Below are 25,505 nucleotides of genomic sequence, written 5' to 3' on the forward strand. Positions count from 1 at the left end.
TGATCGGCTACCCGGCGCTGCGACACACTGTCGCAAAGCGCGCGCGAATCCGAGATGGTGAGACGGCGCCGGACGCCTGCGTCATGACGACGCGGCGTACACGGCGCCGGACTCTCGAATCGTTCGCGGTACGCCCCGCCCATGCGGAGCGCACCGACGCCTCGGCGATTAGCCGAGCAGGTGTTGCACGCCGTCGCGCTCTTCGAGGAGTTCTTTCAGCGTGAAGTCCATCTTTTCGCGCGAGAAGGCGTCGATTTCGAGGCCTTCCACACGCTTGTACTCGCCGTTTTCGCAAGTGACGGGCACGCCGTAGACGATGTCTTCGGGGATGCCGTACGAGCCGTCCGAGGGGATGCCCATCGTGACCCACTTGCCGTTCGTGCCGAGCACCCAGTCACGGACGTGATCGATGGCGGCGTTGGCTGCCGAAGCCGCCGACGACAAGCCGCGTGCTTCGATGATGGCCGCGCCGCGCTTACCGACGGTCGGCTGGAACACGTCGCGGTTCCATTGTTCATCGTTGATCAGCGCTTTGACCGACTGGCCGTCGGCCGTCGCGAAGCGGTAGTCGGCGTACATCGTGGGCGAGTGGTTGCCCCAGACGGTGACCTTCTCGAGCGACGAAACCGGCTTGCCCGACTTGGCTGCGATTTGCGACAACGCGCGGTTGTGGTCGAGGCGCAACATGGCCGTGAAGTTCTTCTTCGGCAGATCCGGTGCCGACTTCATGGCGATGTAAGCATTCGTGTTGGCCGGGTTGCCGACCACGAGGACCTTTACGTCGCGGCTGGCGACTTCGTTCAGCGCGCGGCCTTGAACCGTGAAGATTTCGGCGTTGGCCGAGAGCAGGTCCTTGCGTTCCATGCCCTTCGAGCGCGGGCGCGCACCCACGAGCAGCGCGATGTCGGCGTCCTTGAACGCCACCTTCGGGTCGTCCGTCACGACCACGCCGGCCAGCAGCGGGAACGCGCAGTCTTCGAGCTCCATGACGACGCCCTTGACGGCGGCTTGGGCTTGCGGGAGGTCGAGCAATTGCAGAATGACGGGCTGGTCCTTGCCGAGCAGATCGCCGTTGGCGATACGAAACAGCAGCGAGTAACCGATTTGACCTGCGGCGCCGGTGACGGCAACGCGCTTTGCGGACTTAGCCATTTAGAACTCTCCAGGAAATCAGGAAATGCGTTGGTGCGTGGGTGCGTCTACGCTACGGAAAACGCCATTCTATGCGCGTTACGCGAAGCGTGTAGGTGTACTGTTCCTTGCCCGCGACGGAGTGTAGGAGCGAGGCTGTGCAAAGTCAACCGTATCTTATGTCTTATATAAGACATATGAATTCCGCACGAAAGCCTGGACGGGCGCGGGCGCTTTGTGTTGAAATGCGCGGATGAATGCGAACGAGGCAAGCGCGGGCAACCCGAAGAACGGCCAGGCCGGCGACGGCGCGGCCGCGGCCGCCCCATCGCCGACGTTCAGCCCGCTGTACCAGCAGATCAAGGGGCTCATTACTCAGAGCCTCGAGTCCGGCGAATGGAAGCCGGGCGAGATCATCCCGAGCGAGGTCGAGCTCGCGGCGCGCTACAAGGTCAGTCAGGGTACCGTCAGAAAAGCGATCGACGAATTGGCGGCCGAGAATTTGCTCGTGCGACGCCAAGGTAAAGGTACGTTCGTTGCGACTCACAACGAGGATCGCGCCCAATTCCGCTTCCTGCGGCTGTTGGCCGACGACGGCGCCGAACATCCGCACATCAGTAAGCTGCTTGAATGCCGCCGCCAGCGCGCGCCGGCGGAGATCGCACGCCAACTCGACTTGAAGCCGGCCGATCCCGTGGTCCAGATCAGGCGGCTGTTGCAGTTCGACGGCGTGACGACGGTGCTCGACGAGATCTGGCTGCCCGGGGCCATGTTCCGCGGGCTGACGCTCGAGCGCCTGAGCGAGTACAAAGGCCCCCTGTATGCGATGTTCGAGGCGGAATTCGGTACGCGCATGATTCGCGCCTCGGAGAAAATACGCGCGGTGGCGGCGGAGCCCGCCGTCGCGGAGTTGCTCGCCGTGCCGGCCGGATTTCCGTTGCTCTCGGTGGAGCGCGTGTCCTATACCTACGGGGATCGGCCTGTCGAAGTTCGTCGTGGTTGGTATGTCACAACCGGGTACTACTATCAGAACGACTTGAGCTGACAGAGGGCCGACATGGTCGAGGCGCGCCGGCGCGAACTCGCGTCGCGGCGCGATCATTGCGCAAACTGGAAGAGTCTTCACCGGTTTTCGCTGCGCTGCGGAATGAAAAAGCGCTAAAATCGCGGGTTAGTGTGACTACATAGTAGGGGTCTAGCATGACAGAAGCGGTAAAAAAACCGAGACCGGAGTTCCGGAACATCGGAGTGGGGCAAATTTTGACGGCATACCGTCTACCGCTAGCAGGGCGGGTATCGATCCTGCATCGGGTTAGCGGCGCGCTTCTCTTCGTTTTCCTTCCCTTCCTGCTCTACCTCTTCGATCAGAGCCTCACTTCCGAAATGAGCTTCGAGTTCTTCAAGCTCTTTCTCTCCAATATCGTCGTCAAGCTCGTCACGCTCGTGCTCGCGTGGGCATTTCTCTTTCACTTCTGCGCCGGCGTACGCCATCTCGTGATGGATACGAACCACGACGCGGTGTCGAAAGAGAGCGGCAAGCGCACGTCCGTCGTGGTTTTCGTGGTGTCGTCGGTCTTGACGATCGCCTTCGCGCTCAAACTGTTCGGAGCATTCTAAGAAAATGGCAGCCAACAACCGAATCGGCTCGAAGCGCCTCGTCGTCGGCGCGCATTACGGCTTGCGCGACTGGCTCGCGCAGCGCGTGACCGCCATGATCATGGCGATCTATACGGTCATCCTGCTCGCCTGGTTCTTCAGCGCACAGGCTTTCTCCTACGACGGCTGGGCCTCGATCTTCGCCACGCAATGGATGAAGCTCGCGACGTTCGTCACCTTGCTCTCGCTGTTCTACCACGCGTGGGTAGGCATTCGGGACATCTGGATGGACTATGTGAAGCCCGTCGGCACGCGCCTCGTATTGCAAGCGTTGACGATCGTCTGGCTGCTCGCGTGTGCGGGCTACGCTGCGCAGATTCTCTGGAGAGTGTAAAAGAATGGCTGCAATCAAGAATTCTCTGCCGCGTCGCCGCTTCGACGTGGTCATCGTCGGCGCGGGCGGTTCGGGGATGCGCGCGTCGCTGCAACTCGCGCGTGCGGGTCTGTCGGTTTGCGTGCTCTCGAAAGTGTTCCCGACGCGTTCGCACACGGTCGCGGCGCAAGGCGGGATCGGCGCATCGCTCGGCAACATGAGCGAAGACAACTGGCATTACCACTTCTACGACACCATCAAGGGTTCCGACTGGCTCGGCGACCAAGACGCGATCGAATTCATGTGCCGAGAGGCACCGAACGCCGTCTACGAACTCGAACACTTCGGCATGCCGTTCGACCGTAACGCCGATGGCACGATCTATCAGCGTCCGTTCGGCGGCCACACGGCCAACTACGGCGAGAAGCCCGTCCAGCGCGCGTGCGCGGCGGCCGACCGTACCGGCCACGCCCTGCTCCACACGCTCTATCAGCAAAACGTCGCCGCGAAGACGCAATTCTTCGTGGAATGGATGGCGCTCGATCTGATTCGCGACGCCGACGGCGACGTGCTCGGCGTGACCGCGCTCGAGATGGAAACCGGCGACGTCTATATCCTCGAAGGCAAGTGCACGCTGTTCGCCACGGGCGGCGCGGGCCGGATCTTCGCGGCATCGACGAACGCGTTCATCAATACCGGCGACGGTTTGGGCATGGCGGCCCGCTCGGGTATCGCGCTGCAGGACATGGAGTTCTGGCAGTTCCACCCGACCGGCGTGGCCGGCGCGGGCGTGCTGATCACGGAAGGCGTGCGCGGCGAAGGCGGTATTTTGCGTAACGCGAACGGCGAGCGCTTCATGGAGCGCTACGCGCCGACGCTGAAGGATCTGGCGCCGCGCGATTTCGTCTCGCGTTCGATGGACCAGGAAATCAAGGAAGGCCGCGGCGTGGGTCCGAACAAGGATCACGTGCTGCTCGACCTCTCGCACATCGGCGCCGAGACGATCATGAAGCGTCTGCCGTCGATCCGCGAAATCGCGCTGAAGTTCGCGAACGTCGACTGCATCAAGGAGCCGATCCCCGTCGTGCCGACGATCCATTATCAAATGGGCGGCATCCCGACGAACATTCATGGTCAAGTCGTCGGCACGCCGCGCGGCCACGAAGAGGTCGTGAACGGTTTTTACGCCGTGGGCGAATGCTCGTGCGTCTCGGTGCACGGCGCGAACCGCCTGGGCACGAACTCGCTGCTCGACTTGGTCGTCTTCGGCCGCGCCGCGGGCAACCACATCGTCAAGCACGTGAAGGACCTGAAGGAGCACAAGCCCCTGCCGGCCGATGCCGCCGATTTCGCTCTGTCGCGCCTCGATAAGCTCGACAAGTCGACCTCGGGCGAGTACACGCAAGCGATCGCGGGCGATATTCGTTCGACGATGCAATCGCACGCGGGTGTGTTCCGCACGTCGAAGCTCCTGGCCGAAGGCGTCGAGAAGATCAAGGAAGTCGCCGAGCGCGTTAATCACGTGCACTTGAAGGACAAATCGAAGGTGTTCAACACGGCTCGCGTCGAAGCGCTCGAGTTGGCGAACCTGATCGAAGTGGCGCGTGCAACGATGGTTTCGGCCGAAGCGCGCAAGGAAAGCCGCGGCGCGCACGCGCAAAGCGATTACGAACATCGCGACGACGAAAATTGGCTGCGCCATACGCTGTGGTTCAGCGAAGGCGATCGCCTCGATTACAAGCCGGTGCACATGCAGCCGTTGACGGTCGAATCGGTGCCGCCGAAGGCGCGTACCTTCTAAGCCGGTGCATTCAAAGGACACACGCGAAATGGCAAAACGTACTTTCGAAATCTATCGTTACGATCCGGACAAGGATGCCGCGCCGCGCATGCAGACGTACGAGCTCGATCTCGGCGTGGGCGATCGCATGCTGCTCGACGCGCTCGTCAAACTGAAAGCGGTCGACGAAACGCTGTCGTTCCGCCGCTCGTGCCGTGAAGGCGTCTGCGGTTCGGATGCGATGAACATCAACGGCAAGAACGGTCTCGCCTGTCTGACGAACCTGAACGATCTGCCGCAAAAGATCGTTCTGCGTCCGCTGCCGGGTCTGCCCGTGGTGCGCGATTTGATTTGCGACTTCACGCAATTCTTCAATCAGTACCATTCGATCAAGCCGTATTTGATCAACGACACGCCGCCGCCCGAAAAGGAGCGCCTGCAATCGCCCGAAGAGCGCGACGAGCTCGACGGCTTGTACGAGTGTATTCTTTGCGCGAGCTGCTCCACGTCGTGCCCGAGCTTCTGGTGGAATCCGGACAAGTTCGTGGGCCCGGCCGGCCTGTTGCAAGCCTACCGGTTCATCGCCGATAGCCGCGACCAAGCCACGGGCGAGCGCCTGGATAACCTCGAAGACCCCTACCGTCTGTTCCGTTGCCATACGATCATGAACTGCGTCGACGTTTGCCCGAAGGGGCTGAACCCGACGAAGGCGATCGGCAAGATCAAGGAACTCATGGTGCGCCGTACGGTTTAAGCAATGAAATTCGCCTTTAGGCGCTCGCTTCATTCGCCGTCCCCCGAGGAGTCCTTCGGGACATCCGGGGGCGCCTCGGCGCATAATGACGCATCGCATCAATCAGACCCGCTGCGCCGCGCGCGCCTTCGTTGGCGCTCGAGGCGCGGTCTGCTGGAAAATGATTTGATCTTCGAACGTTTTTTCAGCCGTTACGAAGAGAGCCTCAGCGACGCGGACGTGGGTGCGCTGACACGTCTGCTCGAGCTGAGCGACAACGACCTGATGGACTTGCTTCTCGCTCGCAAGGAACCGGAAGGCGACCTTTCCGACCCGGACATCGTCCGGGTGCTGGGCCTGTTGCGCGCTGTTTGAGCGCCGCATTGCTGGAACGCGCCGCGCGCGCATGATCGGAAACCCGTTCCAACTTCGATTGAGGATGCTATGACTCCGTCAGATGTTAAAGCCACGCTCTCGTTCAGCGATAATTCGCCGAGCGTCGAACTGCCGATCTACAAGGGCACGATGGGCCCGGACGTAATCGACATCCGCAAGCTGTACGGCCAAACCGGCAAATTCACGTACGACCCCGGCTTCATGTCGACGGCATCGTGCAATTCGGCCATCACGTATATCGACGGAGATAAGGGCGAGCTGCTGTACCGCGGCTTCCCGATCGACAACCTCGCGCAAAACGCGGACTTCCTCGAAACGTGCTACCTGTTGCTCAAGGGCGAACTGCCCACGGCGAAGGAAAAGCAAGAGTTCGTCAGCACGGTCACGCGCCACACGATGGTGCACGAGCAGATGCAATTCTTCTTCCGCGGTTTCCGGCGCGATTCGCACCCGATGGCCATTCTGGTCGCATCGGTGGGCGCGCTCTCCGCGTTCTACCACGACTCGCTGAACATCAACGATCCGCATCATCGCGACGTCTCCGCGATTCGCATGATCGCCAAGCTGCCGACGCTGGTCGCTATGGCGTACAAGTACAGCATCGGCCAGCCGTTCGTCTACCCGAAGAACGATCTGTCGTATAGCGCGAACTTCATGCGCATGATGTTCTCGAACCCGTGCGAAGAGTACAAGATCAACGACGTGCTCGTGCGCGCGCTCGATCGCATCTTGATTCTGCACGCCGATCACGAGCAAAACGCGTCGACTTCGACCGTGCGTTTGGCCGGTTCGTCGGGTGCCAATCCGTTCGCCTGTATCGCTGCCGGTATCGCCTGCCTCTGGGGCCCGGCGCACGGCGGCGCGAACGAAGCGGCGCTGAACATGCTCGAGCAAATCGGCTCGCCGGACAACATCCCCGAGTTCATCAAGCAAGTGAAGGACAAGAACTCGGGCGTGAAGCTGATGGGCTTCGGTCACCGCGTGTACAAGAACTACGATCCGCGCGCGAAGCTGATGCGCGAAACGTGCCACGAAGTGCTCGAAGAGCTCGGCCTGCACGACGATCCGCTGTTCAAGCTCGCGATGCAGCTCGAAAAGATCGCGCTCGAAGACGAATACTTCGTGTCGCGCAAGCTGTATCCGAACGTCGATTTCTACTCGGGCATCGTCCAGCGCGCGCTCGGCATCCCCACCTCGATGTTCACGTGCATTTTCGCGATGGCACGTACGGTGGGCTGGATCGCTCAGTGGAACGAAATGATTTCGGAAGCCGAGCAAAAGATCGGCCGTCCGCGTCAGTTGTTCATCGGCGAAACGCCGCGCGAAGCAAAGCCGATCGGCCAACGCGGCTAATCGCAAGCCCGGTGCCGGTTCGAACGAACCGGTTTGCCGAGCGCAGTATTCAAAGCCCCGACGGGTCATGCCGTCGGGGCTTTTTCGTATGGGGCGCCCGCTGCGGAGCGATGCGTTCTCGAACGACTATGCCGTTCGGAGGACTGCTCGTCGCGGGGCCGAGCCGGTATCGTGCATTCGTCAGCAACCAAGGTTGTCACTTGACAACCTCTTAACCGGGCGGTACTCTTGCCGCAGTGACAAATGCAACGACCACATCCGAAGAAGGAAATTGAAGCAGCGCTCGTGTACGCGGAAACCTGCGGCTGGCGAGTGCAACCGAAGCGAGGAAACGGGCACGCCTGGGGCAAGATGCTTTGCCCCTATCACGACGTTCAGTGCCGGTGCGGCGAGTTTTGTATCACGAGCATCTGGAGTACGCCGCGCTGTGCGGCCAATCATGCGAAAGACTTGAAGCGGGTTGTCGATCACTGCGCGGTAGTGCAGCAGATCGTCGCGTTCAAAGCGGGCGTACTCGCCAAAATTTAGGAGTCCAAATGGAATACGTTTTTACGCTGAAATATCAGCTTGCGGACGAAGATCAGGACCACGAGCAGATCGTCGAGCGACTGTTCGAGGCCGGGTGCGACGATGCCACGATCGGCATGGGCCAACCGGGAAGAATCGCATTGGCATTCAGGCGAGTGGGGGCCGATGCGTGGTCGGCCATTCATTCGGCGCTGCACGACGTGAAGAAAGCGCTGCCGGCCGCTAGGTTGGTCGAAGCGGGCCCCGACTTCGTCGGTCTGACGGATGTCGCGGATTTGGCCGGCATGACGCGACAGAATATGCGCAAGCTGATGCTGGCTCATGCATCGCGCTTTCCGCTGCCTGTCCATGAAGGGAGCGCGTCGGTTTGGCACTTGTCGGACGTGCTCGTGTGGCTGACCGGCCGCGGCGCCTATTCGATCAACTCGGGGCTCGTCGATGTCGCGAAGGCCACTAAGCAAGTGAATCTGGCGAAAGAGGCACGCCAAATCGAGCCGCGTCTGAACCGGCAGTTGGCGTTGCTTGTCGTTTGAGCGTTGCCAGTGCGCGGCAGCGTAGGAGCGGTACGGCCACGATGGCGCGGTCAGTCGGTGCCGGCGATCGACCCGCCGGGCAGGACGTAGTGCATCTCGTAGAAGAGAAGGTCACCCCGCGAAGGCAGCTTGAACGGTGGCGATGCCGATGCGAAGCCCAGTGCTTCGTAAAAGCCGCGAGCTGTTTCGCGCGCCGTGCACCAGGCGAGTCCGCCTCCGTGTCGGCGTGCGTGGTCGCAACACAGTTTCATCAGCGTGCGGCCGAACCCGAATCCGCGCGCATGCGGTTGGACAGCCACGCCACGCAGGCGCCAAGCCGTGTTGCTTCGTGCTCCGGGCCGCGGCAGCGCCTCGCGGCAGACAGTTGAAACAGCGATGATCGTGTCGCCTTGGTATACCGCGAGATGCAACGTCGTTGGGTCGTCGTCGCCGCGGAACCGGCAGGGATCGGTTTCATTGTCTAAAAGAATCGACGACCGTAACGGTAGAACGTGTTCAGTCGCAACGGCATGAATGGAAAAAATTGCGGGGCTGTCGGGCATAGGAAATTGTATCGCTCGCGGCGAATAAAATATTTAGAATTCGCGCAACAATTGAACCGGTTTGTATATATAAAACGAGATCGCCGGCGTTACATTAAGAGATCGTCAGCATCGTCTTCGGTTTGGCGCCGGTCGAAAAACATTCCTTGTTTGGAACATAGCTGCCGGGCTTGCTTTATCGGTCCTGTCGGTTGCCGCTGCCGCGGGTCCTGCCGGTAGATATGCCGCGGTCGCCGCGTCAATACTCCGAAAAATATCAGGTTCTATTCGACCGGTAATGCGGTAAGCTGTTTCTGAGCCGGAATTATTCCGAAATAACTATCTAATTGAGATCATAGATGACGGCTGACCGTCAATCCGATACGCACACCGCCTATACACAAATACGCTCTCGAATTCTCGATGGGCGCCTGGCACCTGGCAATCCGGTTTCTCCGCGCAATATGGCCGATGAGTTGATGCTGGGTCATATGCCCGTACGTTCAGCAATACAGCGGCTCGTGGTAGAGGGCTTGGTGGAAGTGGTTCCGCGTCGAGGAACCTACGTAACGGCGCCGACCAGAATCGATTTGCGCGAGATTTTCGAAGTCAGACTCGCATTGGAAAGCACGGCCGCCTATTTGGCGGCGGTGAGCGGCGCGACCGAGGGGCTGTCGGCAGCGGCGGATCAATTGCGCCGGATTGCGGGCGGCGAATCGACGGACCTGATGACGGAGCAGCGCGTCGGTTGGGTGTTCCATCAAGAAATGTTCTCCGCTGCAAAAAACGAGCGGCTCTACACCTCGTACCGGCTGCTACGCGCACAGAGTGGACTCGCACTGAACGAACTGCATCGGGACGACGCCTCGACGGTGCGGCGCGGCACGTCGGAGCACCTCGTTATCTACGATTCGATCCGGTCGCGGGAACCCGAAGCGGCGCGACGGCACATGTGGAATCACATCCTGGACGGGACCGACGCGCGCATCAAACTGATCCGGGGCCAACATGACGCAGCGACGTAGACGTATTCCCGTCTGCCTATAGAGCCGTGCTTCGCCGAGAATCGCGTCGACAGGCGGATTAGCGGCCGCCTCGCCCGCCGGTCGCATTTCTTTTCGCTTACGCGTGCGCTTGTCAGCGCTCGATCGCGCCATGGCGTTCGACGATCCTGGCAAAGTGCGTTGCCGCCTTTTCTATCGTCGCGTCGGCGAGGCCGGCGTAGCCGAGCACGAAGCCGTTGTACGCCTGACCGTTCGCGACTCGATAGTGGCTCAATGGCTGCAACATAAGACCCTCGGCGAATGCGTGCCGCGCAATGTCCGCGTCTTGAACGGGCACCGCAAGTTCTGTCGAAAGATGCATGCCGCCGGAGCTTTCGCGAAGGGTAAGCGCTGCCCCGAGACGCCGGCAAAGCGCACGCTCGAGCGTGCCTCGCCGATGGATATAGAGCGCCCGCATTCGACGCAGATGGCGAGCGAACAGCCCCGTGTCGATAAATTCCGCCATGGCCAATTGATCGGCGGGATGGCCGCGATGAACGAGCTCGCGCAGTGTGTCCCGAAAGCGCACGACCAACACGGGTGGAACCACCATGAAGCCCAGCCGCAGCGCAGGAAACATCGTCTTGCTAAACGTTCCCAGATAGCAAACCGGCGCGTCGGCCGCCAACCCTTGGATCGCCGGTAGCGGTTCGCCGCTGTGGCGAAATTCGCTGTCGTAGTCGTCCTCGATGATCCAGGCACCGCACGCGCGCGCGTTTTCGACGAGCGCCGCGCGTCGCTGAATGCTCATCAAGGACCCGAGCGGATATTGATGCGACGGCGTCGTATAGATCAGTTTGGGCGGATGGCGGCGCCACGCGTCCTCGGTCGGCGCCATCCCCTCGCGATCGACTTCGATCGGAATCAGTTGTAGCCCGGTCGAGCGGAACGCGGTCCTTGCGCCGCCGTAACAAGGGTTCTCGAGCCAGCCGTAGTCGCCGGGGTCCGCGAGCATGCGGGCGCACAATTCCAGGCTGCTTTGGGTGCCATCGGTGATGAACACTTGATCGGTTTCGCAACGGACGCCACGCGACACCTTGATATACGCGGCCACGGCGCGCCGCAACTCGGGTAGGCCCTCCGCGGGACCGTATGCGAGTTGCCCCGGTCCCATGCGCCGCCAGGCTCGATCGACGCAACGGCGCCACTGAACCAGCGGAAATTCGTCGAGCGAGGGCAGTCCAGGGACGAAGGGCAACATTCGATCGGGCTCGGGTTGCGCGTTTTCCAGTCCCCGGACGCGATCGGACAGGCTGATCGAAAGCGGCGCGGCCGCCTGCCGTGGATCGCGACGCGCGCGCCCATTCCAAAGCGTCACGGTACCGTTGCGCGTTGCAGCCACGAAGCCCTCTTCGGCGAGCCGTTCGTACGCGTAGACGGCCGAATTGCGGGCGATCCCGAGCTCGTTGGCGAGCACGCGCGTGGACACCAAACGCGTGCCCTCCGCAATGCGACCATCGAGCAGCATATCGCGCAAGCTTCGATACAGCACCTCTTGCTGGCTGCGCTTACCCGAGTCGTTTTGCGCGGAGAACGTGGAGATCAGAAGAGCGAGATCCATGTCGTGGTTCTAAAGTTTTTTGCCGCGTTGGCTCTTTTTCACGTTCGTCTCGTCTTGTATCGTTCGATCCCATTCAAGGCGAGGCGCGATTGCAGGTGGCCCTCGTCGGCGAGCGCGAGCCGCGGTTCGCAGTTTAAATTGCGTGAATAGGATAGTTAAAGATGAATCAGTCCACGACCGTATCGCCCACCGACCGCACTACGATTCGTCGTCTGCCTGAACTGGCCAATCACGATCGAGCGACGCTTCACCGCATCGTCGACGAAGCGTATGTCTGTCACATTGCGTTTGGCGCCGACGATGATACGCACTGCATTCCCACCGCGCACTGGCGAAGCGGCGATTATCTGTATATCCACGGGTCCAACGGCAGCCGCATGATCAAGGCCTTGTCCGCGGGCGCGCAAGCATGCATTGCCATGACGCTCTTGGACGGTCTGGTTCTGGCGAAGTCCGCGTTTAGTCACTCGATGAATTATCGGTCCGTCGTCGTATACGGGCGATTCGAGCCCCTACAGGCAAGTGCCGACAAGTTGGCCGCCTTGGACGCGTTCATGGACAAGATCGCACGAGGGCGCAAGCATGAAGCGCGGCCCGGCAACGGCAAGGAGATCAATGCGACCAGCGTGCTGCGGATTTCGTTGGCGGAGGCGGCGGTAAAGGTGAGTGCCTCGCTTCCCTCCGATAAGCCCGAGGATCTCGAGCTTGCCGTATGGGCCGGTGTCTTGCCGTTGAGGATGGCACACGCAATGCCGATCCCCGCTGAAACCAATGGGAGCGTGGCCGTGCCGGACTATGTCACGGGTTGGGCTGATTGAATCGCCTTCGGGATGTCCGTGCTCGAAGGTAAGCCGAACCATGTATGGGCGCTTCCCGCAAGGCGCCGGGTAACAGCGAGCCTAGTACTGGAACTACCACCCAACTCTATGTTTCTTATCGCTTTTTTCTAAATTGCCGGTGCCGCGGGGGCGTCGTGCGTGGCATAATCGACCGCACCGGGAATTGCCCGTTGCCACGATTACCGCGCATACCATGTCAAAGACTCTTTACGACAAGCTGTGGGATTCGCACGTTGTCCATACCGAAGAGGATGGCACGACGCTGCTCTACATCGACCGCCATTTGCTGCACGAAGTCACGAGCCCGCAGGCGTTCGAAGGGCTCAAGATGCACGAGCGTCCGCTCTGGCGCGTGAGCGCCAACCTGGCGGTGTCGGACCATAACGTCCCCACGACCGATCGCAGTCACGGCATTGCCGATCCGGTTTCCAAGCTTCAAGTCGATACGCTCGATGCGAACTGCGACGCCTACGGCATCACGCAGTTCAAGATGAACGATATGCGTCAAGGCATCGTTCATATCATCGGACCCGAGCAAGGCGCGACGCTGCCCGGCATGACGATCGTCTGCGGCGATTCCCATACGTCGACGCACGGCGCGTTCGGCGCGCTCGCGCACGGCATCGGCACGTCGGAAGTCGAACACGTGCTGGCCACGCAAACGCTGCTGCAAAAGAAGAGCAAGAACATGCTCGTGAAAGTCGACGGCCAATTGCCGCGCGGCTGCACGGCCAAGGACATCGTGCTTGCCATCATCGGCAAGATCGGCACCGCGGGCGGCACCGGCTACGCCATCGAATTCGGCGGCTCGACGATACGCGCGCTGTCGATGGAAGGCCGTATGACCGTTTGCAACATGGCCATCGAAGCCGGCGCGCGCGCCGGCATGGTGGCCGTCGACGATACGACGATCGAATACCTGAAGGGCCGCCCCTATTCGCCGCAAGGCGCCGAGTGGGACCATGCCGTCGCCTATTGGCGCACGTTCGCCTCCGATGCGGGCGCGCACTTCGATCGCGTCGTCGAACTCGACGCGGCCCAAATCGTGCCCCAGGTCACATGGGGTACGTCGCCGGAAATGGTGACGGCGATCGACGGCCGCGTGCCCGATCCCGAGCGCGAAAAAGATCCCGTCAAACGCGATGCGATGGAGCGCGCGTTGCAGTACATGGCGCTCGAACCGAACGCGCCGATCGAATCGATCAAGATCGACAAGGTGTTTATCGGCTCGTGCACGAATGCGCGTATCGAAGATATCCGCGCGGCGGCCTACGTCGTGAAAAAGCTCGGGCGCCGCGTTGCCTCGAACGTCCGCCTGGCGATGATCGTGCCCGGTTCGGGCTTGGTCAAAGCGCAAGCCGAACGCGAAGGGCTCGACAAGGTGTTCGTCGATGCCGGGTTCGAATGGCGCGAGCCTGGATGCTCGATGTGCCTCGCGATGAACGCGGACCGCCTCGATCCGGGCGAGCGCTGCGCATCCACCTCCAACCGCAATTTCGAGGGGCGTCAGGGCGCGGGCGGACGTACGCACCTCGTGAGTCCCGCGATGGCTGCGGCCGCCGCGATCGAAGGGCATTTCGTCGACATTCGGAAGTTGGGGTAGCGCCATGAAAGCTTGGATGTTTTTGCGGCGGGCCGCGCTGCTCGCATTGGCCGGCGCGTTGCTCGGCCTCGCCGGCTGCCACACGGTTTCCGGTTTCGGTCAGGACATGAGCGAAGCGGGTCACGCGATCAAGAAGGCTGCGGAGTAATAGGAACATGGACAAATTCGTCGTGCATACGGGGCTCGTTGCCCCCCTCGATCGCGAGAATGTCGATACCGACGCGATCATCCCGAAGCAGTTTCTGAAATCGATCAAGCGCACCGGCTTCGGTCCGAACCTGTTCGACGAGTGGCGTTATCTCGACCACGGCGAACCGGGGCAGGACAACTCGAACCGTCCGCTGAACCCCGATTTCGTGCTGAACCAGCCGCGCTATCAAGGCGCATCGGTTTTGCTCGCACGCAAGAACTTCGGTTGCGGCAGCTCGCGCGAGCACGCGCCGTGGGCATTGCAGCAGTACGGTTTCCGCGCGCTGATCGCGCCGAGCTTCGCCGACATCTTCTTCAACAACTGCTTCAAGAACGGCGTACTGCCGATCGTCCTGTCGGAGCAGCAAGTCGATCACTTGTTCAACGACACCTATGCGTTCAACGGCTATCAGTTGACGATCGATCTCGAGGCGCAACTCGTGCGTACGCCGGACGGCCGCGAGTACAAGTTCGAGGTCGACGGTTTCCGCAAGTACTGTCTGCTGAACGGCTTCGACGACATCGGCCTCACGCTGCGCCACGCCGATAAGATCCGCGCGTTCGAAGCGGAACGGATCGCAAAGCAGCCGTGGCTTGGCCATCGTATCGTCGGCTAACGCTTTAGGCGAACCGGTTAGGCAATCGCAAACTCGATAGGACTCCGAATGAAAATCGCAGTGCTCCCAGGTGACGGCATCGGCACCGAAATCGTCGCGGAAGCGGTCAAGGTATTGAACTCGCTCGACGAGAAGTTCGAGATGGAAGAGGCGCCCGTCGGCGGCGCCGGTTACGAGGCAAAGGGTCATCCGCTGCCCGATTCGACGCTTGCCCTCGCTAAAGAGGCCGATGCGATCCTGTTCGGCGCCGTGGGCGATTGGAAATACGATTCGCTCGAGCGCGCGCTGCGTCCCGAGCAAGCGATCCTCGGGCTGCGTAAGCATCTGCAGTTGTTCGCGAACTTCCGTCCGGCTATTTGCTATCCGCAATTGACGGGGGCTTCGTCGCTGAAGCCCGAAATCGTCTCGGGCCTCGACATCCTGATCGTGCGCGAACTGAACGGCGACGTTTATTTCGGCACGCCGCGCGGCACGCGCAAAGCGCCGGACGGTCCGTTCGAAGGCGCTCGCGAAGGGTTCGATACGATGCGTTATTCGGAGCCGGAAGTGCAGCGCATCGCGCATGTCGCGTTTCAAGCGGCGCAAAAGCGCGGCAAGCGCTTGACGTCGGTGGACAAGGCCAACGTGCTCGAAACGTCGCAATTGTGGAAGGACGTCATGATCGACGTCGCCAAGCAATACCCGGACGTCGAGCTCTCGCATATGTATGTCGATAACGCGGCGATGCAACTCGTGAAGGCGCCGAAATCGTTCGACGTCATCGTGACGGGCAACCTGTTCGGCGACATTTTGTCCGACCAAGCGGCGATGTTGACGGGCTCGATCGGCATGCTGCCGTCGGCCTCGCTCGACAAGAACAACAAGGGCCTGTACGAACCCTCGCACGGGTCTGCGCCCGATATCGCCGGTAAGGGTATCGCCAATCCGCTCGCGACGATTTTGTCGGCCGCGATGATGTTGCGCTACTCGTTGAACAAAGCCGAACAAGCCGAGCGTATCGAGAAGGCCGTTCAAAAGGTGCTCGAGGCCGGGTACCGGACGGGCGACATCGCCACGCCGGGCTGCCGGCAGGTCGGCACGGTCGAGATGGGCGATGCGGTTCGCGCGGCACTCTGATCGATCCGGCACGCTTTGACGTAACGGGCTTTCGGGCCCGTTCGTTCGAAAAAGTGCCTAAATAGCGTGGTTTTTACCGAATCGGCCGCGTCGCGGGGCGCGCCGGCGCGGATTTTTCGTGTAGACTGTGCCGATGGCGAAAGTGACCCAAATCTCCTCGATTGACAACCTGCACGGCGATACGGCCCGTGTGGGCGGGTTCGCCATCGCTGGTGTGGTCGGCATTGCCGGCATCGCCATCATTACGATTACCCCCAAAACGATCACGAAACGCTGATCGTCCGTCGTGCCCGCTCGTCTTCCCCGCGCGGTCACGCCGGGCAAAGTTGCGGGGAAGCGTCCACTCCAAGGGTTAGTCATGAACGTAGGTCTCGTAGGTTGGCGCGGCATGGTCGGCAGCGTCCTGATGCAGCGGATGCAGCAGGAAGGCGATTTCGATCTGATCGAACCGGTGTTTTTCAGCACCAGCAACGTGGGCGGCAACGCGCCGTCGTTCGCCAAGAACGAGACGAAGCTCAAAGACGCCACGAGTATCGACGATCTGAAGAAGTGCGACGTCGTCATCACCTGCCAAGGCGGCGACTACACGAACGACGTGTTTCCGAAGCTGCGTGCGGCGGGTTGGAACGGCTACTGGATCGACGCGGCTTCGTCGCTGCGCATGGCCGACGACGCGGTCATCATCCTCGATCCGGTCAACCTGGACGTGATCAAGGATGCCCTCGTGAAGGGCACGAAGAATTTCATCGGCGGCAACTGCACGGTCAGCTTGATGCTGATGGCGCTCGGCGGCCTGTTCAGCGAGAACCTCGTCGACTGGATCACGGCCATGACGTATCAGGCCGCATCGGGCGCGGGTGCGCAAAACATGCGCGAGCTGCTCTCGCAAATGGGCACGCTGCATGGAGCGGTCAAGGAGCAATTGGCCGATCCGAGTTCCGCCATTCTCGACATCGACCGCCGCGTGCTGGAAACGATGAATTCCGAGGCGATGCCCACGCAGCATTTTGGCGTGCCGCTGGCGGGTTCGTTGATTCCTTGGATCGACAAGGATCTCGGTAACGGCATGTCCAAGGAGGAGTGGAAGGGCGGCGCCGAAGCGAACAAGATTCTCGGCAAGCCGGCCATGGGGCAGCCCGGTTCGATCCCCGTCGACGGTTTGTGCGTGCGTATCGGCGCAATGCGCTGCCACTCGCAAGCGCTGACGATCAAGCTGAAGAAGGACGTGCCGCTCGACGAAATCAACGGCATCCTCGCGTCGGCCAACGACTGGGTCAAGGTCGTGCCGAACGAGCGCGAAGCGTCGATGCGCGACCTGTCGCCGGCCGTCGTGACGGGCACGCTGTCCGTGCCGGTCGGCCGTCTGCGTAAGTTGGCGATGGGCGGCGAGTACCTGTCGGCGTTCACCGTCGGCGATCAGCTTCTGTGGGGCGCGGCGGAGCCGCTGCGCCGCATGCTGCGCATCTTGTTGGACCGTTAAGCCACGTGGGGCGGGGCGCTCGATCGGAACCCGAGCGCCATCGCGGCCCTCTGCATGGTGGTCTTGACCGGGTTCCTCACGTAAACTATGCGGTTACGACGCATAGGAACCCCTGAAAGGCGTCGCTTTGCCGCGACGCCTTTTTCTTTTGCAGCAGCCATTGTGGTTTCTCCCAAACGCCATATAGAGGCGCGCTCCCAAGCGCGTGACACCTCCATGACAATACGTTCGACGCGTCGCGCCGTCTCGCTTGCGATCGCCTGCGCTTGGCTCGCTTGCGCGTCGCCCGCCGGTGCCGCGGCTGCCGCCGCGCCGGCCTCCGCGCCGGCGGCGCAAAGCGCCGCATCGGTTTCGGCCCCGACACAGGTCACGGTTAAAGCGGGGCAGTCGCTGGCGGACATCGCCGCGGCCGCCACCGGCTCGCACGACAAGATCGTGCTCGGTCGAGCCTCGCGATCGATTTTCGAAGCGAATCCGTCGGCGTTCATGCGCGGTGATCCGAGTCTGTTGAAACTCGGCGCTGTGTTGAACGTCCCGGCCCTCGACGCGACGGGCGCGGTCGCCAAGACCGAGAACGCAACGGCCGCGACGGCGGCGAGCGCACCGAATACGACCCCTGCCGCCAGCGCGGCATCGCAGGTTGCCGCAAGCGGCGCGAAGGCGAGCGGCGCTCAGGCGGCGAAGCCGGCTTCGCCCGCGGCGCCGGCCAGCGCTTCGCCCGCCGCGAGTGCGGTCGCGCCCACGGCCAATATGGTTCCGCATCCCGTCCCCGCGCCCGCGCCTGCCCATGCGCAGCCAGCCGTGCCGAGCGGCGCGAGCGGGACGCATGCCTGGTCTGGCGCCATCGAACCTGCGCCCGTCGCTCCCGCTAGCGCGGCGGCGCAGGCGCCGGCCAGCGCAGTCGGTGCCTCCGGCGAGCCGGCCGCATCGGCCGTGGCACAGGCATCGACGCCTGCCGCTGCGGGCGCCAGCGCGCCGGCGGCAAGCGGCACAACGCCGGCGGCGCCTGTTTCCGCTGCAGCGCCGGTGCGAGCGCCTGCGCCGGTTGGATCGGCACCGGCCGTTGCTTCCGCGGCCGTCGCGGCGTCTCATCCGAAAGTGTCGAGCCTTCAACAACTGCTCGCGCTGAAGAATCGTGTGCTGATGGAATTGCAGCGGCACGGAATCGGTGCGCCGGCGGGGCAGCACCCCGTAGCGCCGAACGGTGCGTCCGGTTTTGCAGTTCCCCCGGCGTCCGGTCCCGTGAGCGCACGCGCGCCCGGTCAATCGCGGGCCGCGGCCGCGGCCAATCAGCGATTCATCGGTATCGGCGATTACGGCGTCACGTTGGCGCGAAATCAGATTCCGGTCGTCGCGGCGATCGTGGCCGCGATCGTGGCGGCGTTGCTGGTCCTTTTGATCGCGCTCGGCGTGAGTCGCCGCCGCCATAAACCGGCGGCGGCCGGGTCGGCCGACGGCTCGGGAGCCGGCACAGCGTCGGCGGAGCGCGGCACGCAAGCCGAGCCGGCGGCGGCTTTGTCCGCCGCGCTGCCCGATGATCCCATCGAGGCGGAGTTCTTGGCGATCCTCGCGCGGACACCCTCGAGCAAGCGAGCCCTGATGGGGCTAGCCGCGCATTATGCGGAGCGCAAGAACGTACAAGGCTTCGACGAGATCGCCCAGCGCATCTACCGTCTGTCGGGCGGCCGTGGTCCGAATTGGACGCATGTCGCCGCGATCGGGCGGCAACTCGATCCGGAGAATTCGCTCTTCGCGCTCGAAGCCGGGGCAACCGACGAAACCGCGTTGTCGCCGGACGATGAGGACGCTGCACCGGGCGCGGCAGTCACTGACGAGCATGCGGCGTTGCCGCCCTCGGAAGCCGTTGCGCCTTCAGAGGCGGCCGCGCCGCTCGCGCATCAGGACGAATTGTCGCCGCCACCCGTGTCCGGGCACGGCGAATCCGAAGCGGTGGGCGGGCTCGAGCCGGAGGCGCACCGGCCGCAAGCCGTAGGCGAAGCCGAGCACCGAGAGATGCCTGCTCAGGCGCCCGAACCGAGTCCGCCGGAACCGCACGAGCCGGCGGTAGCGCACGAAGCGCCGCCCGCGCCTGTCGAGCCGCAGGCCGAGCCGACGCTTCCGCCGGAGGCGATCGCCGCGCTGGACGGACTCGACATTGGTCTGCCGCCGCGGGTCGGCCCGGCGCCCGAGACGCAAGTCGAGCCCGGAGAGGCGCAAGGGGGCGAGCAGGAGGAAGCGTTGCCCGCTGAGCCCACCTCGGCCGAGCAGCCATCGCACGAACACAGTGACGAGGCGGAGCACGCGGACGAAGAACCCCCAGCGGCGATACATACACCTTCGGCGCCCCCCGCCGTAACGGGCCTGGGCGCCGCGCCGGTCGGCAAGCTGAACTTGTCGTTCGATCTGAATTTACCGGGTGCCGACGCGGCCACCGGCGAGGGAGCGCAAGCGGAGGCCGAGCCGCAACCGCAATTCACGCCTGAGCAACTCGCGAGGATCGCTCGCAACAAACTCGATCTGGCCGCCGAATACATCGCGCTCGGCGATCTGGGCGGCGCCCGCACGCTGATCCACGAGGTGATCGAGTCGAACGATACGGCCACCCACGACGAAGCGCATGCGATGCTCGCCACGCTTGCGCCGCTGTCTTGACGCCGGCCACCATGCGCATCGCTCTAGGTGTCCAATACGACGGCACGGCGTTTTGCGGCTGGCAGTCGCAACCGCATGGCAAAACCGTGCAAGACGCGCTCGAGCGCGCGTTGGCCGATTTCGCCTGCAAGCCGCTGCATACGGTCGTCGCGGGCCGCACGGATACGGGGGTGCACGGCCTGGGCCAAGTCGTTCACTTCGACACGGACCTCGATCGCGAGGATTTTTCGTGGGTGCGCGGTACGAACGCCTTTTTGCCGCCGAGCGTGGCCGTGCTGTGGGCCAAGCGGATGCCGGACGATTTTCACGCTCGGTTTTCCGCGTTCGAGCGGACCTATTACTACGTTCTTTATGTGAGCCCGGTTCGTTCGCCGATGCTGACGGGCCGCGCCGGCTGGATTCATACGCCGCTCGAGCTCGAGGCGATGCGCGCGGCGGCGAGTTGCCTGATCGGCGAACATGATTTTTCCGCGTTTCGTTCGTCCGAGTGTCAGGCGAAGACACCGGTCAAGCATTTGTATCAGATCGATATCCGCCCGGCCGGGGACTTGATCCATTTTCGTTTTCGGGCGAACGCGTTCCTGCATCACATGGTTCGCAACTTGATGGGCTGTCTCGTCGCCGTCGGGCGAGGGCGCTATCCCGTGTCGTGGATGGCCGATGTATTGGCCAGCCGCAATCGCGATCGCGCCGCGCCCACATTCATGCCCGAGGGGCTTTATCTAGCCCATGTGGGCTACCCCGAGGTGTTCGCGGTGCCGCCCGCGCCCCTCGGCAGCGTACCTTGGAGCGGCATCTGGAGCGAGTGAGCCGATGAGCAGCGCTGTCCCCGTTTCGTCCGCCGTGGGCCCCGTCGCCGGGCGCACGCGCATCAAGCTGTGCGGTTTGTCCCGCCGTGCCGACGTCGAATTGGCCGTCGACCTGGGCGCCGACGCGATCGGTCTGGTGTTCTATCCACCGAGCCCGCGCTCGGTCGGGGTGGCCGAAGCCATCGATTTGGCGAGCGCGTTGCCGCCGTTCGTCTCCGTCGTCGGCTTGTTCGTGAATCCGACGGCGGATTGGATCGGCGAAGTCACGAGCAACGTGCCGTTGACGATGCTCCAATTCCACGGCGACGAAACGAATGCCCAGTGCGAACAGCTCGCGAGCGTCGCGGGATTGCCGTGGCTGCGCGCGTTGCGGATCGGCGCCGATACGCGGCCTGCCGATTTGGTAGAATCTGCCCTTAACTATGCGACAGCCGGCGGCTTGCTGTTCGACACCTTGGTCGAAGGCTATGGCGGCGGCGGGAAGACATTCGATTGGTCACTTATCCCAGCAGAGCTCGCGCGTCGGGCCGTTTTGAGTGGTGGGTTGAACTCGCAAAACGTCGGTGACGCCATTCGACGCGTGCGCCCGTACGCGGTCGATGTCTCGAGCGGCATCGAAGTACCGGGCGCCAGGGGCGTGAAAGATCCCGCCCGAATGGCGGCGTTCGTGCGCGCGGTGCGCGAAGCGGATGCCGGGTGATATTGGCAAGGCGGCGCGGCAACGTGCCTCGCCGCCGCTGCGAAGAGTGACAACCATGTACAACCTTCCTGATCAACGGGGCCACTTCGGCCCATACGGCGGCACGTTCGTCGCCGAAACGCTCGTCCATGCCCTCGACGAGTTGCGCGTTGCCTACGAGAAGTACAGCAACGATCCCGAATTCATCGCCGAATACCAGCACGAACTCAAGTACTTCGTCGGCCGTCCGTCGCCCGTCTATCACGCGCGGCGCTGGAGCGAATTGCTCGGCGGCGCCCAGGTGTTCCTCAAGCGCGAGGACCTGAACCACACGGGCGCGCACAAGGTGAACAACGTGATCGGCCAAGCCCTGCTGGCCAAGCGGATGGGTAAGCCGCGCGTGATCGCCGAGACCGGCGCGGGCCAGCACGGCGTGGCAACCGCCACGATCGCGGCTCGTTTCGGCATGGAATGCGTCGTCTACATGGGCGCGGAGGACGTGCGTCGCCAGGCGGCCAACGTCTACCGGATGAAACTGCTCGGTGCCACGGTGGTGCCCGTCGAATCGGGTTCGCGCACGCTCAAGGATGCATTGAACGAGGCGATGCGCGACTGGGTGACGAACGTCGAATCGACGTTCTACATTATCGGCACCGTCGCAGGCCCGCATCCGTACCCGATGATGGTGCGCGATTTTCAGCGCGTGATCGGCGACGAGTGCCGCGTGCAGATGCCCGAGCTCACGGGGCGTCAGCCCGACATGGTGATCGCGTGCGTCGGGGGCGGCTCGAACGCGATGGGGATCTTTTATCCCTACATCGACGATACGGCCGTCAAGCTCGTCGGCGTCGAAGCGGCGGGCGAGGGCATCGAAACCGGACATCACGCAGCCTCGCTGATCGGCGGCAGCCCCGGCGTGCTGCACGGCAACCGCACCTATCTGCTCCAGGACGAGAACGGCCAGATCATCGAAACCCACTCGATTTCGGCCGGCCTCGACTATCCGGGCGTGGGTCCCGAGCATGCTTGGCTCAAGGATAGCGGCCGCGCGCAGTACGTCGGTATCACCGACGAAGAGGCGCTCAAGGCTTTTCACGATTGCTGTCGAATCGAGGGCATCATCCCCGCCCTCGAATCGAGTCACGCACTCGCGTATGCGGCCAAGATCGCGCCCACGCTGTCGCGCGATACGCATCTGCTCGTGAATCTGTCGGGCCGAGGCGACAAGGATATGCACACGGTCGCCGAACGTTCGGGCCTCGCGCTCTAAGCCACGCTCGGCATGCGTGATCTCATCGACGAATTCGACGCGCCGCCGCCGGCGGCCGCCGGTGGCGCGCCCGATAGCACGGGCGCGTCGCGGCTGCCCATCGATCTGCGCAATCGCGATTTTCTGGCGGATGCGCAGGCGTTGCCCGATGGCTCCATCGACCTGATCGTCGCCGATCCGCCGTACGGACTCGGCAAGGATTACGGCAACGATTCGGACATGCGTTCGGGCGAGGACTATCTCGCCTGGACCCGTTGCTGGCTCGAGCTGGCCATCCCGAAGCTGAAGGCGAGCGGTTCGCTTTACGTCTTTTGCACCTGGCAATACGCGCCGGAGATCTTCTCGTTCTTGAAGACGAAGCTCACGATGGTCAACGAGATCATCTGGGACCGGCGCGTGCCCAGCATGGGCGGTACGACGCGTCGCTTCACTTCGGTGCACGACAACATCGGCTTTTTCGCGGTATCGAAGGATTACTACTTCGATCTCGATCCCGTGCGGATTCCGTACGACGCGGCGACGAAGAAGGCGCGTTCGCGCAAGCTCTTCGAAGGCAGCAAGTGGCTCGAAGTCGGCTACAACCCGAAGGACGTGTGGTCGGTGTCGCGGTTGCATCGCCAGCACGCCGAACGGGTCGATCATCCGACGCAAAAGCCGCTCGAGATCGTCGAGCGAATGGTGTTGTCGAGCTGCCCGCCGGGCGGGCGCGTGCTCGACCCGTTCATGGGCAGCGGAACGACGGCGGCAGCTTGCGCGCGGCATGGGCGTGCGTTCGTCGGCTATGAGATCAATGAAAATTACTGCGCGATTGCGCGCGAACGCGTGGCAGCCCTAAGCGGCGCACCGTCCGACGCGCCCGCCGTCGCCTCTTGAACGGCGCGGCGAATCGCACTTATCGGTAGAGAAGACATCATGTCCCGTATCGAACAGAAGTTCGCGGCACTGGCCGCGCAGAACAAGAAAGGCTTGATCCCGTTCATCACGGCCGGTTATCCGGACCCGGCGCGCACGGTCGAATTCATGCATGCGCTCGTCGCCGGCGGCGCCGACGTCATCGAACTCGGTATTCCGTTTTCCGATCCGATGGCCGACGGTCCGGTGATCCAGCGCTCGTCCGAACGGGCACTGGCGAACGGCGTGACGCTCAAGCAGGTGCTCGCCGACGTCAAGCGCTTCCGCGAGCAAGATGCGGCGACGCCGGTCGTCCTGATGGGCTATGCCAACCCGATCGAACGGATGGGCGTCGACGCCTTTGCGGCGGCCGCGCTCGACGCCGGCGTCGATGGCGTGCTGACGGTGGATTACCCGCCCGAGGAAGCGGAGGCGTTCGCAGGGCGTCTGCGCGGAGCCGGCATCGATCCGATCTTCTTGTTGGCGCCGACTTCGACGGACGAGCGCATCGCCGCGGTCGGCAAAGTGGCGAGCGGTTATGTCTATTACGTCTCGCTGAAAGGGGTGACGGGCGCCGCAAATCTGGACGTTTCCGCCATCGCGAGTAGAATTCCGGCCATCAAGTCGCAGGTGCGGTTGCCTGTCGGGGTCGGATTCGGTATTCGCGACGCCTCGACGGCGCGTGCGGTGTCCGAGGTGGCCGACGCGGTCGTCATCGGCAGCCGCCTGGTCCAACTGCTCGAAGAGGTGCCGCCTCAGACGGCCGCTTCGGCGCTGACGAGCTTCGTGGCCGACATTCGGCAGGCGCTCGACGCCGCCTGAGGCGGCTTGATGCGGGGCGGGCTCGTTTCGTCGGACGAAAGCGAGCCCCTTCCCGCATGCGCGGAATCAATATTATTTGAAGGAACGACGATGAGCTGGCTCGACAAACTGCTGCCGCCTAAGATCAAACAGACCGACCCCAAGAGCCGCAAAGGCGTCCCCGAGGGGCTGTGGGTCAAGTGTCCGGCTTGCGAGGCGGTGCTGTACCGCAATGACGTCGAGGCCAACCTGCACGTTTGCCCCAAGTGCAGCCATCACATGCGCATCGGTGCGCGCGCGCGTATCGACGGCCTGCTCGATGCCGAAGGCCGTTACGAAATCGGCCAGGAAATCGTGCCGGTCGACGCGCTGAAATTCAAAGATAGCCGCAAGTACCCCGAACGTATCAAAGATGCGATGGACGATACGGGCGAAACGGACGCGATGGTCGTCATGGGCGGGGCCATCCATACGTTGCCGGTGGTCGTTTCGTGTTTCGAATTCGGCTTCATGGGCGGCTCGATGGGCTCGGTCGTCGGCGAGCGTTTTGCCCGTGGCGCGCAAAATGCGCTCGAACAGCAGGTGCCGTTCATTTGCTTCACGGCCTCGGGCGGTGCGCGGATGCAAGAGAGCTTGCTTTCGTTGATGCAAATGGCCAAAACCACGGCGATGCTGACGAAGCTGGCCGATGCCAAGCTGCCCTTCATCTCCGTGCTGACCGATCCGACGATGGGCGGCGTGTCCGCGAGTTTCGCGTTCTTGGGTGACGTGGTGATCGCCGAGCCGAAGGCGCTGATCGGTTTCGCCGGCCCGCGCGTGATCGAGCAGACGGTGCGCGAGAAACTGCCGGAAGGCTTCCAGCGCGCCGAGTTCCTGCTGCAAAAGGGGGCGATCGATATGATCGTCGATCGTCGCAAGCTGCGCGAAGAATTGGCGCGGCTCATCGCGCTGCTTCAACGCCAGCCCGCGGACGCCGTCGCCTAAGCATTCAACGTTGTTCTACGCGGGGCG

The 25,505-nt window shown here is 62.9% G+C and carries 27 protein-coding genes; 24 read left to right on the top strand and 3 right to left on the bottom strand.

Annotation, left to right across the window (positions count from 1 at the left end):
- Positions 1-168: 168 nt before the first annotated feature.
- Positions 169-1,152, bottom strand: coding sequence for a malate dehydrogenase (locus C0Z18_RS24585; RefSeq protein ID WP_102648053.1), 984 nt, complete (start codon positions 1,150-1,152; stop codon positions 169-171).
- 232 nt (positions 1,153-1,384) lie between these two features.
- On the opposite strand from C0Z18_RS24585, the gene C0Z18_RS24590 reads away from it, so the two are divergent.
- The 9 genes from C0Z18_RS24590 to C0Z18_RS24630 all read left to right on the top strand — a co-directional run bounded on the left by C0Z18_RS24590 (position 1,385) and on the right by C0Z18_RS24630 (position 8,423).
- Positions 1,385-2,176 (top strand): GntR family transcriptional regulator, encoded by a 792-nt coding sequence (locus tag C0Z18_RS24590; protein ID WP_102648054.1) that lies wholly within the window; start codon positions 1,385-1,387, stop codon positions 2,174-2,176.
- Positions 2,177-2,331: 155 nt separating this feature from the next.
- Positions 2,332-2,748 (top strand): succinate dehydrogenase, cytochrome b556 subunit, encoded by a 417-nt coding sequence (gene sdhC, locus C0Z18_RS24595; RefSeq protein WP_102648055.1) that lies wholly within the window; start codon positions 2,332-2,334, stop codon positions 2,746-2,748.
- Positions 2,749-2,752: 4 nt separating this feature from the next.
- Entirely contained in the window at positions 2,753-3,121 is a 369-nt protein-coding gene (sdhD, locus tag C0Z18_RS24600) for a succinate dehydrogenase, hydrophobic membrane anchor protein (protein WP_102648056.1), read from the top strand.
- A 4-nt stretch (positions 3,122-3,125) separates the two neighbouring features.
- Complete coding sequence (gene sdhA / locus C0Z18_RS24605) at positions 3,126-4,901, top strand: succinate dehydrogenase flavoprotein subunit (RefSeq protein WP_102648057.1); 1,776 nt, start codon at positions 3,126-3,128, stop codon at positions 4,899-4,901.
- Between the two features lie 28 nt (positions 4,902-4,929).
- Positions 4,930-5,634 carry a succinate dehydrogenase iron-sulfur subunit gene (locus tag C0Z18_RS24610; RefSeq protein WP_102648058.1) on the top strand — a complete coding sequence of 235 codons (705 nt, stop codon included), beginning with the start codon at positions 4,930-4,932 and terminating at the stop codon, positions 5,632-5,634.
- A gap of 111 nt (positions 5,635-5,745) precedes the next feature.
- Complete coding sequence (locus C0Z18_RS24615) at positions 5,746-5,988, top strand: FAD assembly factor SdhE (protein WP_102648101.1); 243 nt, start codon at positions 5,746-5,748, stop codon at positions 5,986-5,988.
- Positions 5,989-6,057: 69 nt separating this feature from the next.
- Entirely contained in the window at positions 6,058-7,362 is a 1,305-nt protein-coding gene (gene gltA / locus C0Z18_RS24620) for a citrate synthase (protein WP_102648059.1), read from the top strand.
- A gap of 243 nt (positions 7,363-7,605) precedes the next feature.
- Entirely contained in the window at positions 7,606-7,890 is a 285-nt protein-coding gene (locus C0Z18_RS24625; protein ID WP_102648060.1) for a hypothetical protein, read from the top strand.
- 8 nt (positions 7,891-7,898) lie between these two features.
- Positions 7,899-8,423 carry a helix-turn-helix transcriptional regulator gene (locus tag C0Z18_RS24630; protein ID WP_102648061.1) on the top strand — a complete coding sequence of 175 codons (525 nt, stop codon included), beginning with the start codon at positions 7,899-7,901 and terminating at the stop codon, positions 8,421-8,423.
- A gap of 50 nt (positions 8,424-8,473) precedes the next feature.
- Here C0Z18_RS24630 and C0Z18_RS24635 read toward each other — a convergent pair whose 3' ends face one another.
- A complete protein-coding gene (locus tag C0Z18_RS24635; protein ID WP_102648062.1) occupies positions 8,474-8,965 on the bottom strand; it encodes a GNAT family N-acetyltransferase in 492 nt (163 codons plus the stop codon).
- Positions 8,966-9,303: 338 nt separating this feature from the next.
- On the opposite strand from C0Z18_RS24635, the gene C0Z18_RS24640 reads away from it, so the two are divergent.
- Entirely contained in the window at positions 9,304-9,969 is a 666-nt protein-coding gene (locus C0Z18_RS24640) for a GntR family transcriptional regulator (RefSeq protein ID WP_102648063.1), read from the top strand.
- Between the two features lie 112 nt (positions 9,970-10,081).
- Here the strand turns inward: C0Z18_RS24640 and pdxR are convergent, their stop codons facing one another.
- On the bottom strand, positions 10,082-11,548 hold the full coding sequence (gene pdxR / locus C0Z18_RS24645) for a MocR-like pyridoxine biosynthesis transcription factor PdxR (RefSeq protein ID WP_102648064.1): 1,467 nt from the start codon (positions 11,546-11,548) through the stop codon (positions 10,082-10,084).
- 161 nt (positions 11,549-11,709) lie between these two features.
- Here pdxR and C0Z18_RS24650 point away from each other — a divergent pair, with 161 nt between their 5' ends.
- The 14 genes from C0Z18_RS24650 to accD all read left to right on the top strand — a co-directional run bounded on the left by C0Z18_RS24650 (position 11,710) and on the right by accD (position 25,478).
- Positions 11,710-12,366 (top strand): pyridoxamine 5'-phosphate oxidase family protein, encoded by a 657-nt coding sequence (locus C0Z18_RS24650; RefSeq protein ID WP_102648065.1) that lies wholly within the window; start codon positions 11,710-11,712, stop codon positions 12,364-12,366.
- Between the two features lie 214 nt (positions 12,367-12,580).
- On the top strand, positions 12,581-13,990 hold the full coding sequence (gene leuC / locus C0Z18_RS24655) for a 3-isopropylmalate dehydratase large subunit (protein WP_102648102.1): 1,410 nt from the start codon (positions 12,581-12,583) through the stop codon (positions 13,988-13,990).
- Between the two features lie 4 nt (positions 13,991-13,994).
- Entirely contained in the window at positions 13,995-14,138 is a 144-nt protein-coding gene (locus C0Z18_RS24660) for an entericidin A/B family lipoprotein (RefSeq protein ID WP_102648066.1), read from the top strand.
- Positions 14,139-14,145: 7 nt separating this feature from the next.
- Positions 14,146-14,796, top strand: coding sequence for a 3-isopropylmalate dehydratase small subunit (gene leuD / locus C0Z18_RS24665; RefSeq protein ID WP_102648067.1), 651 nt, complete (start codon positions 14,146-14,148; stop codon positions 14,794-14,796).
- A 48-nt stretch (positions 14,797-14,844) separates the two neighbouring features.
- The gene (leuB, locus tag C0Z18_RS24670; protein ID WP_102648068.1) at positions 14,845-15,912 is read left to right on the top strand and encodes a 3-isopropylmalate dehydrogenase; all 1,068 of its coding nucleotides are present in this window, start codon (positions 14,845-14,847) and stop codon (positions 15,910-15,912) included.
- A gap of 133 nt (positions 15,913-16,045) precedes the next feature.
- Complete coding sequence (locus tag C0Z18_RS33265; protein WP_199189539.1) at positions 16,046-16,189, top strand: hypothetical protein; 144 nt, start codon at positions 16,046-16,048, stop codon at positions 16,187-16,189.
- 81 nt (positions 16,190-16,270) lie between these two features.
- A complete protein-coding gene (asd, locus tag C0Z18_RS24675; RefSeq protein WP_102648069.1) occupies positions 16,271-17,392 on the top strand; it encodes an aspartate-semialdehyde dehydrogenase in 1,122 nt (373 codons plus the stop codon).
- 216 nt (positions 17,393-17,608) lie between these two features.
- Positions 17,609-20,044 carry a FimV/HubP family polar landmark protein gene (locus tag C0Z18_RS24680; protein WP_102648070.1) on the top strand — a complete coding sequence of 812 codons (2,436 nt, stop codon included), beginning with the start codon at positions 17,609-17,611 and terminating at the stop codon, positions 20,042-20,044.
- Positions 20,045-20,055: 11 nt separating this feature from the next.
- Positions 20,056-20,853, top strand: coding sequence for a tRNA pseudouridine(38-40) synthase TruA (truA, locus tag C0Z18_RS24685; RefSeq protein ID WP_102648103.1), 798 nt, complete (start codon positions 20,056-20,058; stop codon positions 20,851-20,853).
- Between the two features lie 4 nt (positions 20,854-20,857).
- Positions 20,858-21,553 carry a phosphoribosylanthranilate isomerase gene (locus tag C0Z18_RS24690; protein WP_102648071.1) on the top strand — a complete coding sequence of 232 codons (696 nt, stop codon included), beginning with the start codon at positions 20,858-20,860 and terminating at the stop codon, positions 21,551-21,553.
- A gap of 55 nt (positions 21,554-21,608) precedes the next feature.
- Complete coding sequence (gene trpB / locus C0Z18_RS24695; RefSeq protein ID WP_102648104.1) at positions 21,609-22,802, top strand: tryptophan synthase subunit beta; 1,194 nt, start codon at positions 21,609-21,611, stop codon at positions 22,800-22,802.
- 12 nt (positions 22,803-22,814) lie between these two features.
- On the top strand, positions 22,815-23,675 hold the full coding sequence (locus C0Z18_RS24700) for a DNA-methyltransferase (protein ID WP_102648072.1): 861 nt from the start codon (positions 22,815-22,817) through the stop codon (positions 23,673-23,675).
- A 39-nt stretch (positions 23,676-23,714) separates the two neighbouring features.
- Entirely contained in the window at positions 23,715-24,515 is an 801-nt protein-coding gene (trpA, locus tag C0Z18_RS24705) for a tryptophan synthase subunit alpha (RefSeq protein WP_102648073.1), read from the top strand.
- A gap of 90 nt (positions 24,516-24,605) precedes the next feature.
- Positions 24,606-25,478, top strand: coding sequence for an acetyl-CoA carboxylase, carboxyltransferase subunit beta (gene accD, locus C0Z18_RS24710; RefSeq protein ID WP_102648074.1), 873 nt, complete (start codon positions 24,606-24,608; stop codon positions 25,476-25,478).
- Positions 25,479-25,505 lie beyond the last annotated feature (27 nt).

The sequence above is a fragment of the Trinickia dabaoshanensis genome (assembly GCF_002879885.1).
GTDB lineage: Bacteria > Pseudomonadota > Gammaproteobacteria > Burkholderiales > Burkholderiaceae > Trinickia > Trinickia dabaoshanensis.

Bases quoted from the DNA above. Each gene is read 5' to 3' on its own strand.
- leuC (WP_102648102.1), top strand. From the start codon at position 12,581: ATGTCAAAGACTCTTTACGACAAGCTGTGGGATTCGCACGTTGTCCAT.
- C0Z18_RS24650 (WP_102648065.1), top strand. From the start codon at position 11,710: ATGAATCAGTCCACGACCGTATCGCCCACCGACCGCACTACGATTCGT.
- C0Z18_RS24630 (WP_102648061.1), top strand. From the start codon at position 7,899: ATGGAATACGTTTTTACGCTGAAATATCAGCTTGCGGACGAAGATCAG.
- sdhA (WP_102648057.1), top strand. From the start codon at position 3,126: ATGGCTGCAATCAAGAATTCTCTGCCGCGTCGCCGCTTCGACGTGGTC.
- leuB (WP_102648068.1), top strand. From the start codon at position 14,845: ATGAAAATCGCAGTGCTCCCAGGTGACGGCATCGGCACCGAAATCGTC.
- pdxR (WP_102648064.1), bottom strand. From the start codon at position 11,548: ATGGATCTCGCTCTTCTGATCTCCACGTTCTCCGCGCAAAACGACTCG.
- trpB (WP_102648104.1), top strand. From the start codon at position 21,609: ATGTACAACCTTCCTGATCAACGGGGCCACTTCGGCCCATACGGCGGC.
- trpA (WP_102648073.1), top strand. From the start codon at position 23,715: ATGTCCCGTATCGAACAGAAGTTCGCGGCACTGGCCGCGCAGAACAAG.
- sdhD (WP_102648056.1), top strand. From the start codon at position 2,753: ATGGCAGCCAACAACCGAATCGGCTCGAAGCGCCTCGTCGTCGGCGCG.
- accD (WP_102648074.1), top strand. From the start codon at position 24,606: ATGAGCTGGCTCGACAAACTGCTGCCGCCTAAGATCAAACAGACCGAC.
- C0Z18_RS24640 (WP_102648063.1), top strand. From the start codon at position 9,304: ATGACGGCTGACCGTCAATCCGATACGCACACCGCCTATACACAAATA.
- C0Z18_RS24680 (WP_102648070.1), top strand. From the start codon at position 17,609: ATGACAATACGTTCGACGCGTCGCGCCGTCTCGCTTGCGATCGCCTGC.
- C0Z18_RS24635 (WP_102648062.1), bottom strand. From the start codon at position 8,965: ATGCCCGACAGCCCCGCAATTTTTTCCATTCATGCCGTTGCGACTGAA.
- sdhC (WP_102648055.1), top strand. From the start codon at position 2,332: ATGACAGAAGCGGTAAAAAAACCGAGACCGGAGTTCCGGAACATCGGA.
- C0Z18_RS24625 (WP_102648060.1), top strand. From the start codon at position 7,606: ATGCAACGACCACATCCGAAGAAGGAAATTGAAGCAGCGCTCGTGTAC.
- C0Z18_RS24610 (WP_102648058.1), top strand. From the start codon at position 4,930: ATGGCAAAACGTACTTTCGAAATCTATCGTTACGATCCGGACAAGGAT.
- C0Z18_RS33265 (WP_199189539.1), top strand. From the start codon at position 16,046: ATGGCGAAAGTGACCCAAATCTCCTCGATTGACAACCTGCACGGCGAT.
- C0Z18_RS24700 (WP_102648072.1), top strand. From the start codon at position 22,815: ATGCGTGATCTCATCGACGAATTCGACGCGCCGCCGCCGGCGGCCGCC.
- C0Z18_RS24690 (WP_102648071.1), top strand. From the start codon at position 20,858: ATGAGCAGCGCTGTCCCCGTTTCGTCCGCCGTGGGCCCCGTCGCCGGG.
- leuD (WP_102648067.1), top strand. From the start codon at position 14,146: ATGGACAAATTCGTCGTGCATACGGGGCTCGTTGCCCCCCTCGATCGC.
- truA (WP_102648103.1), top strand. From the start codon at position 20,056: ATGCGCATCGCTCTAGGTGTCCAATACGACGGCACGGCGTTTTGCGGC.
- C0Z18_RS24585 (WP_102648053.1), bottom strand. From the start codon at position 1,152: ATGGCTAAGTCCGCAAAGCGCGTTGCCGTCACCGGCGCCGCAGGTCAA.
- C0Z18_RS24660 (WP_102648066.1), top strand. From the start codon at position 13,995: ATGAAAGCTTGGATGTTTTTGCGGCGGGCCGCGCTGCTCGCATTGGCC.
- gltA (WP_102648059.1), top strand. From the start codon at position 6,058: ATGACTCCGTCAGATGTTAAAGCCACGCTCTCGTTCAGCGATAATTCG.
- C0Z18_RS24590 (WP_102648054.1), top strand. From the start codon at position 1,385: ATGAATGCGAACGAGGCAAGCGCGGGCAACCCGAAGAACGGCCAGGCC.
- asd (WP_102648069.1), top strand. From the start codon at position 16,271: ATGAACGTAGGTCTCGTAGGTTGGCGCGGCATGGTCGGCAGCGTCCTG.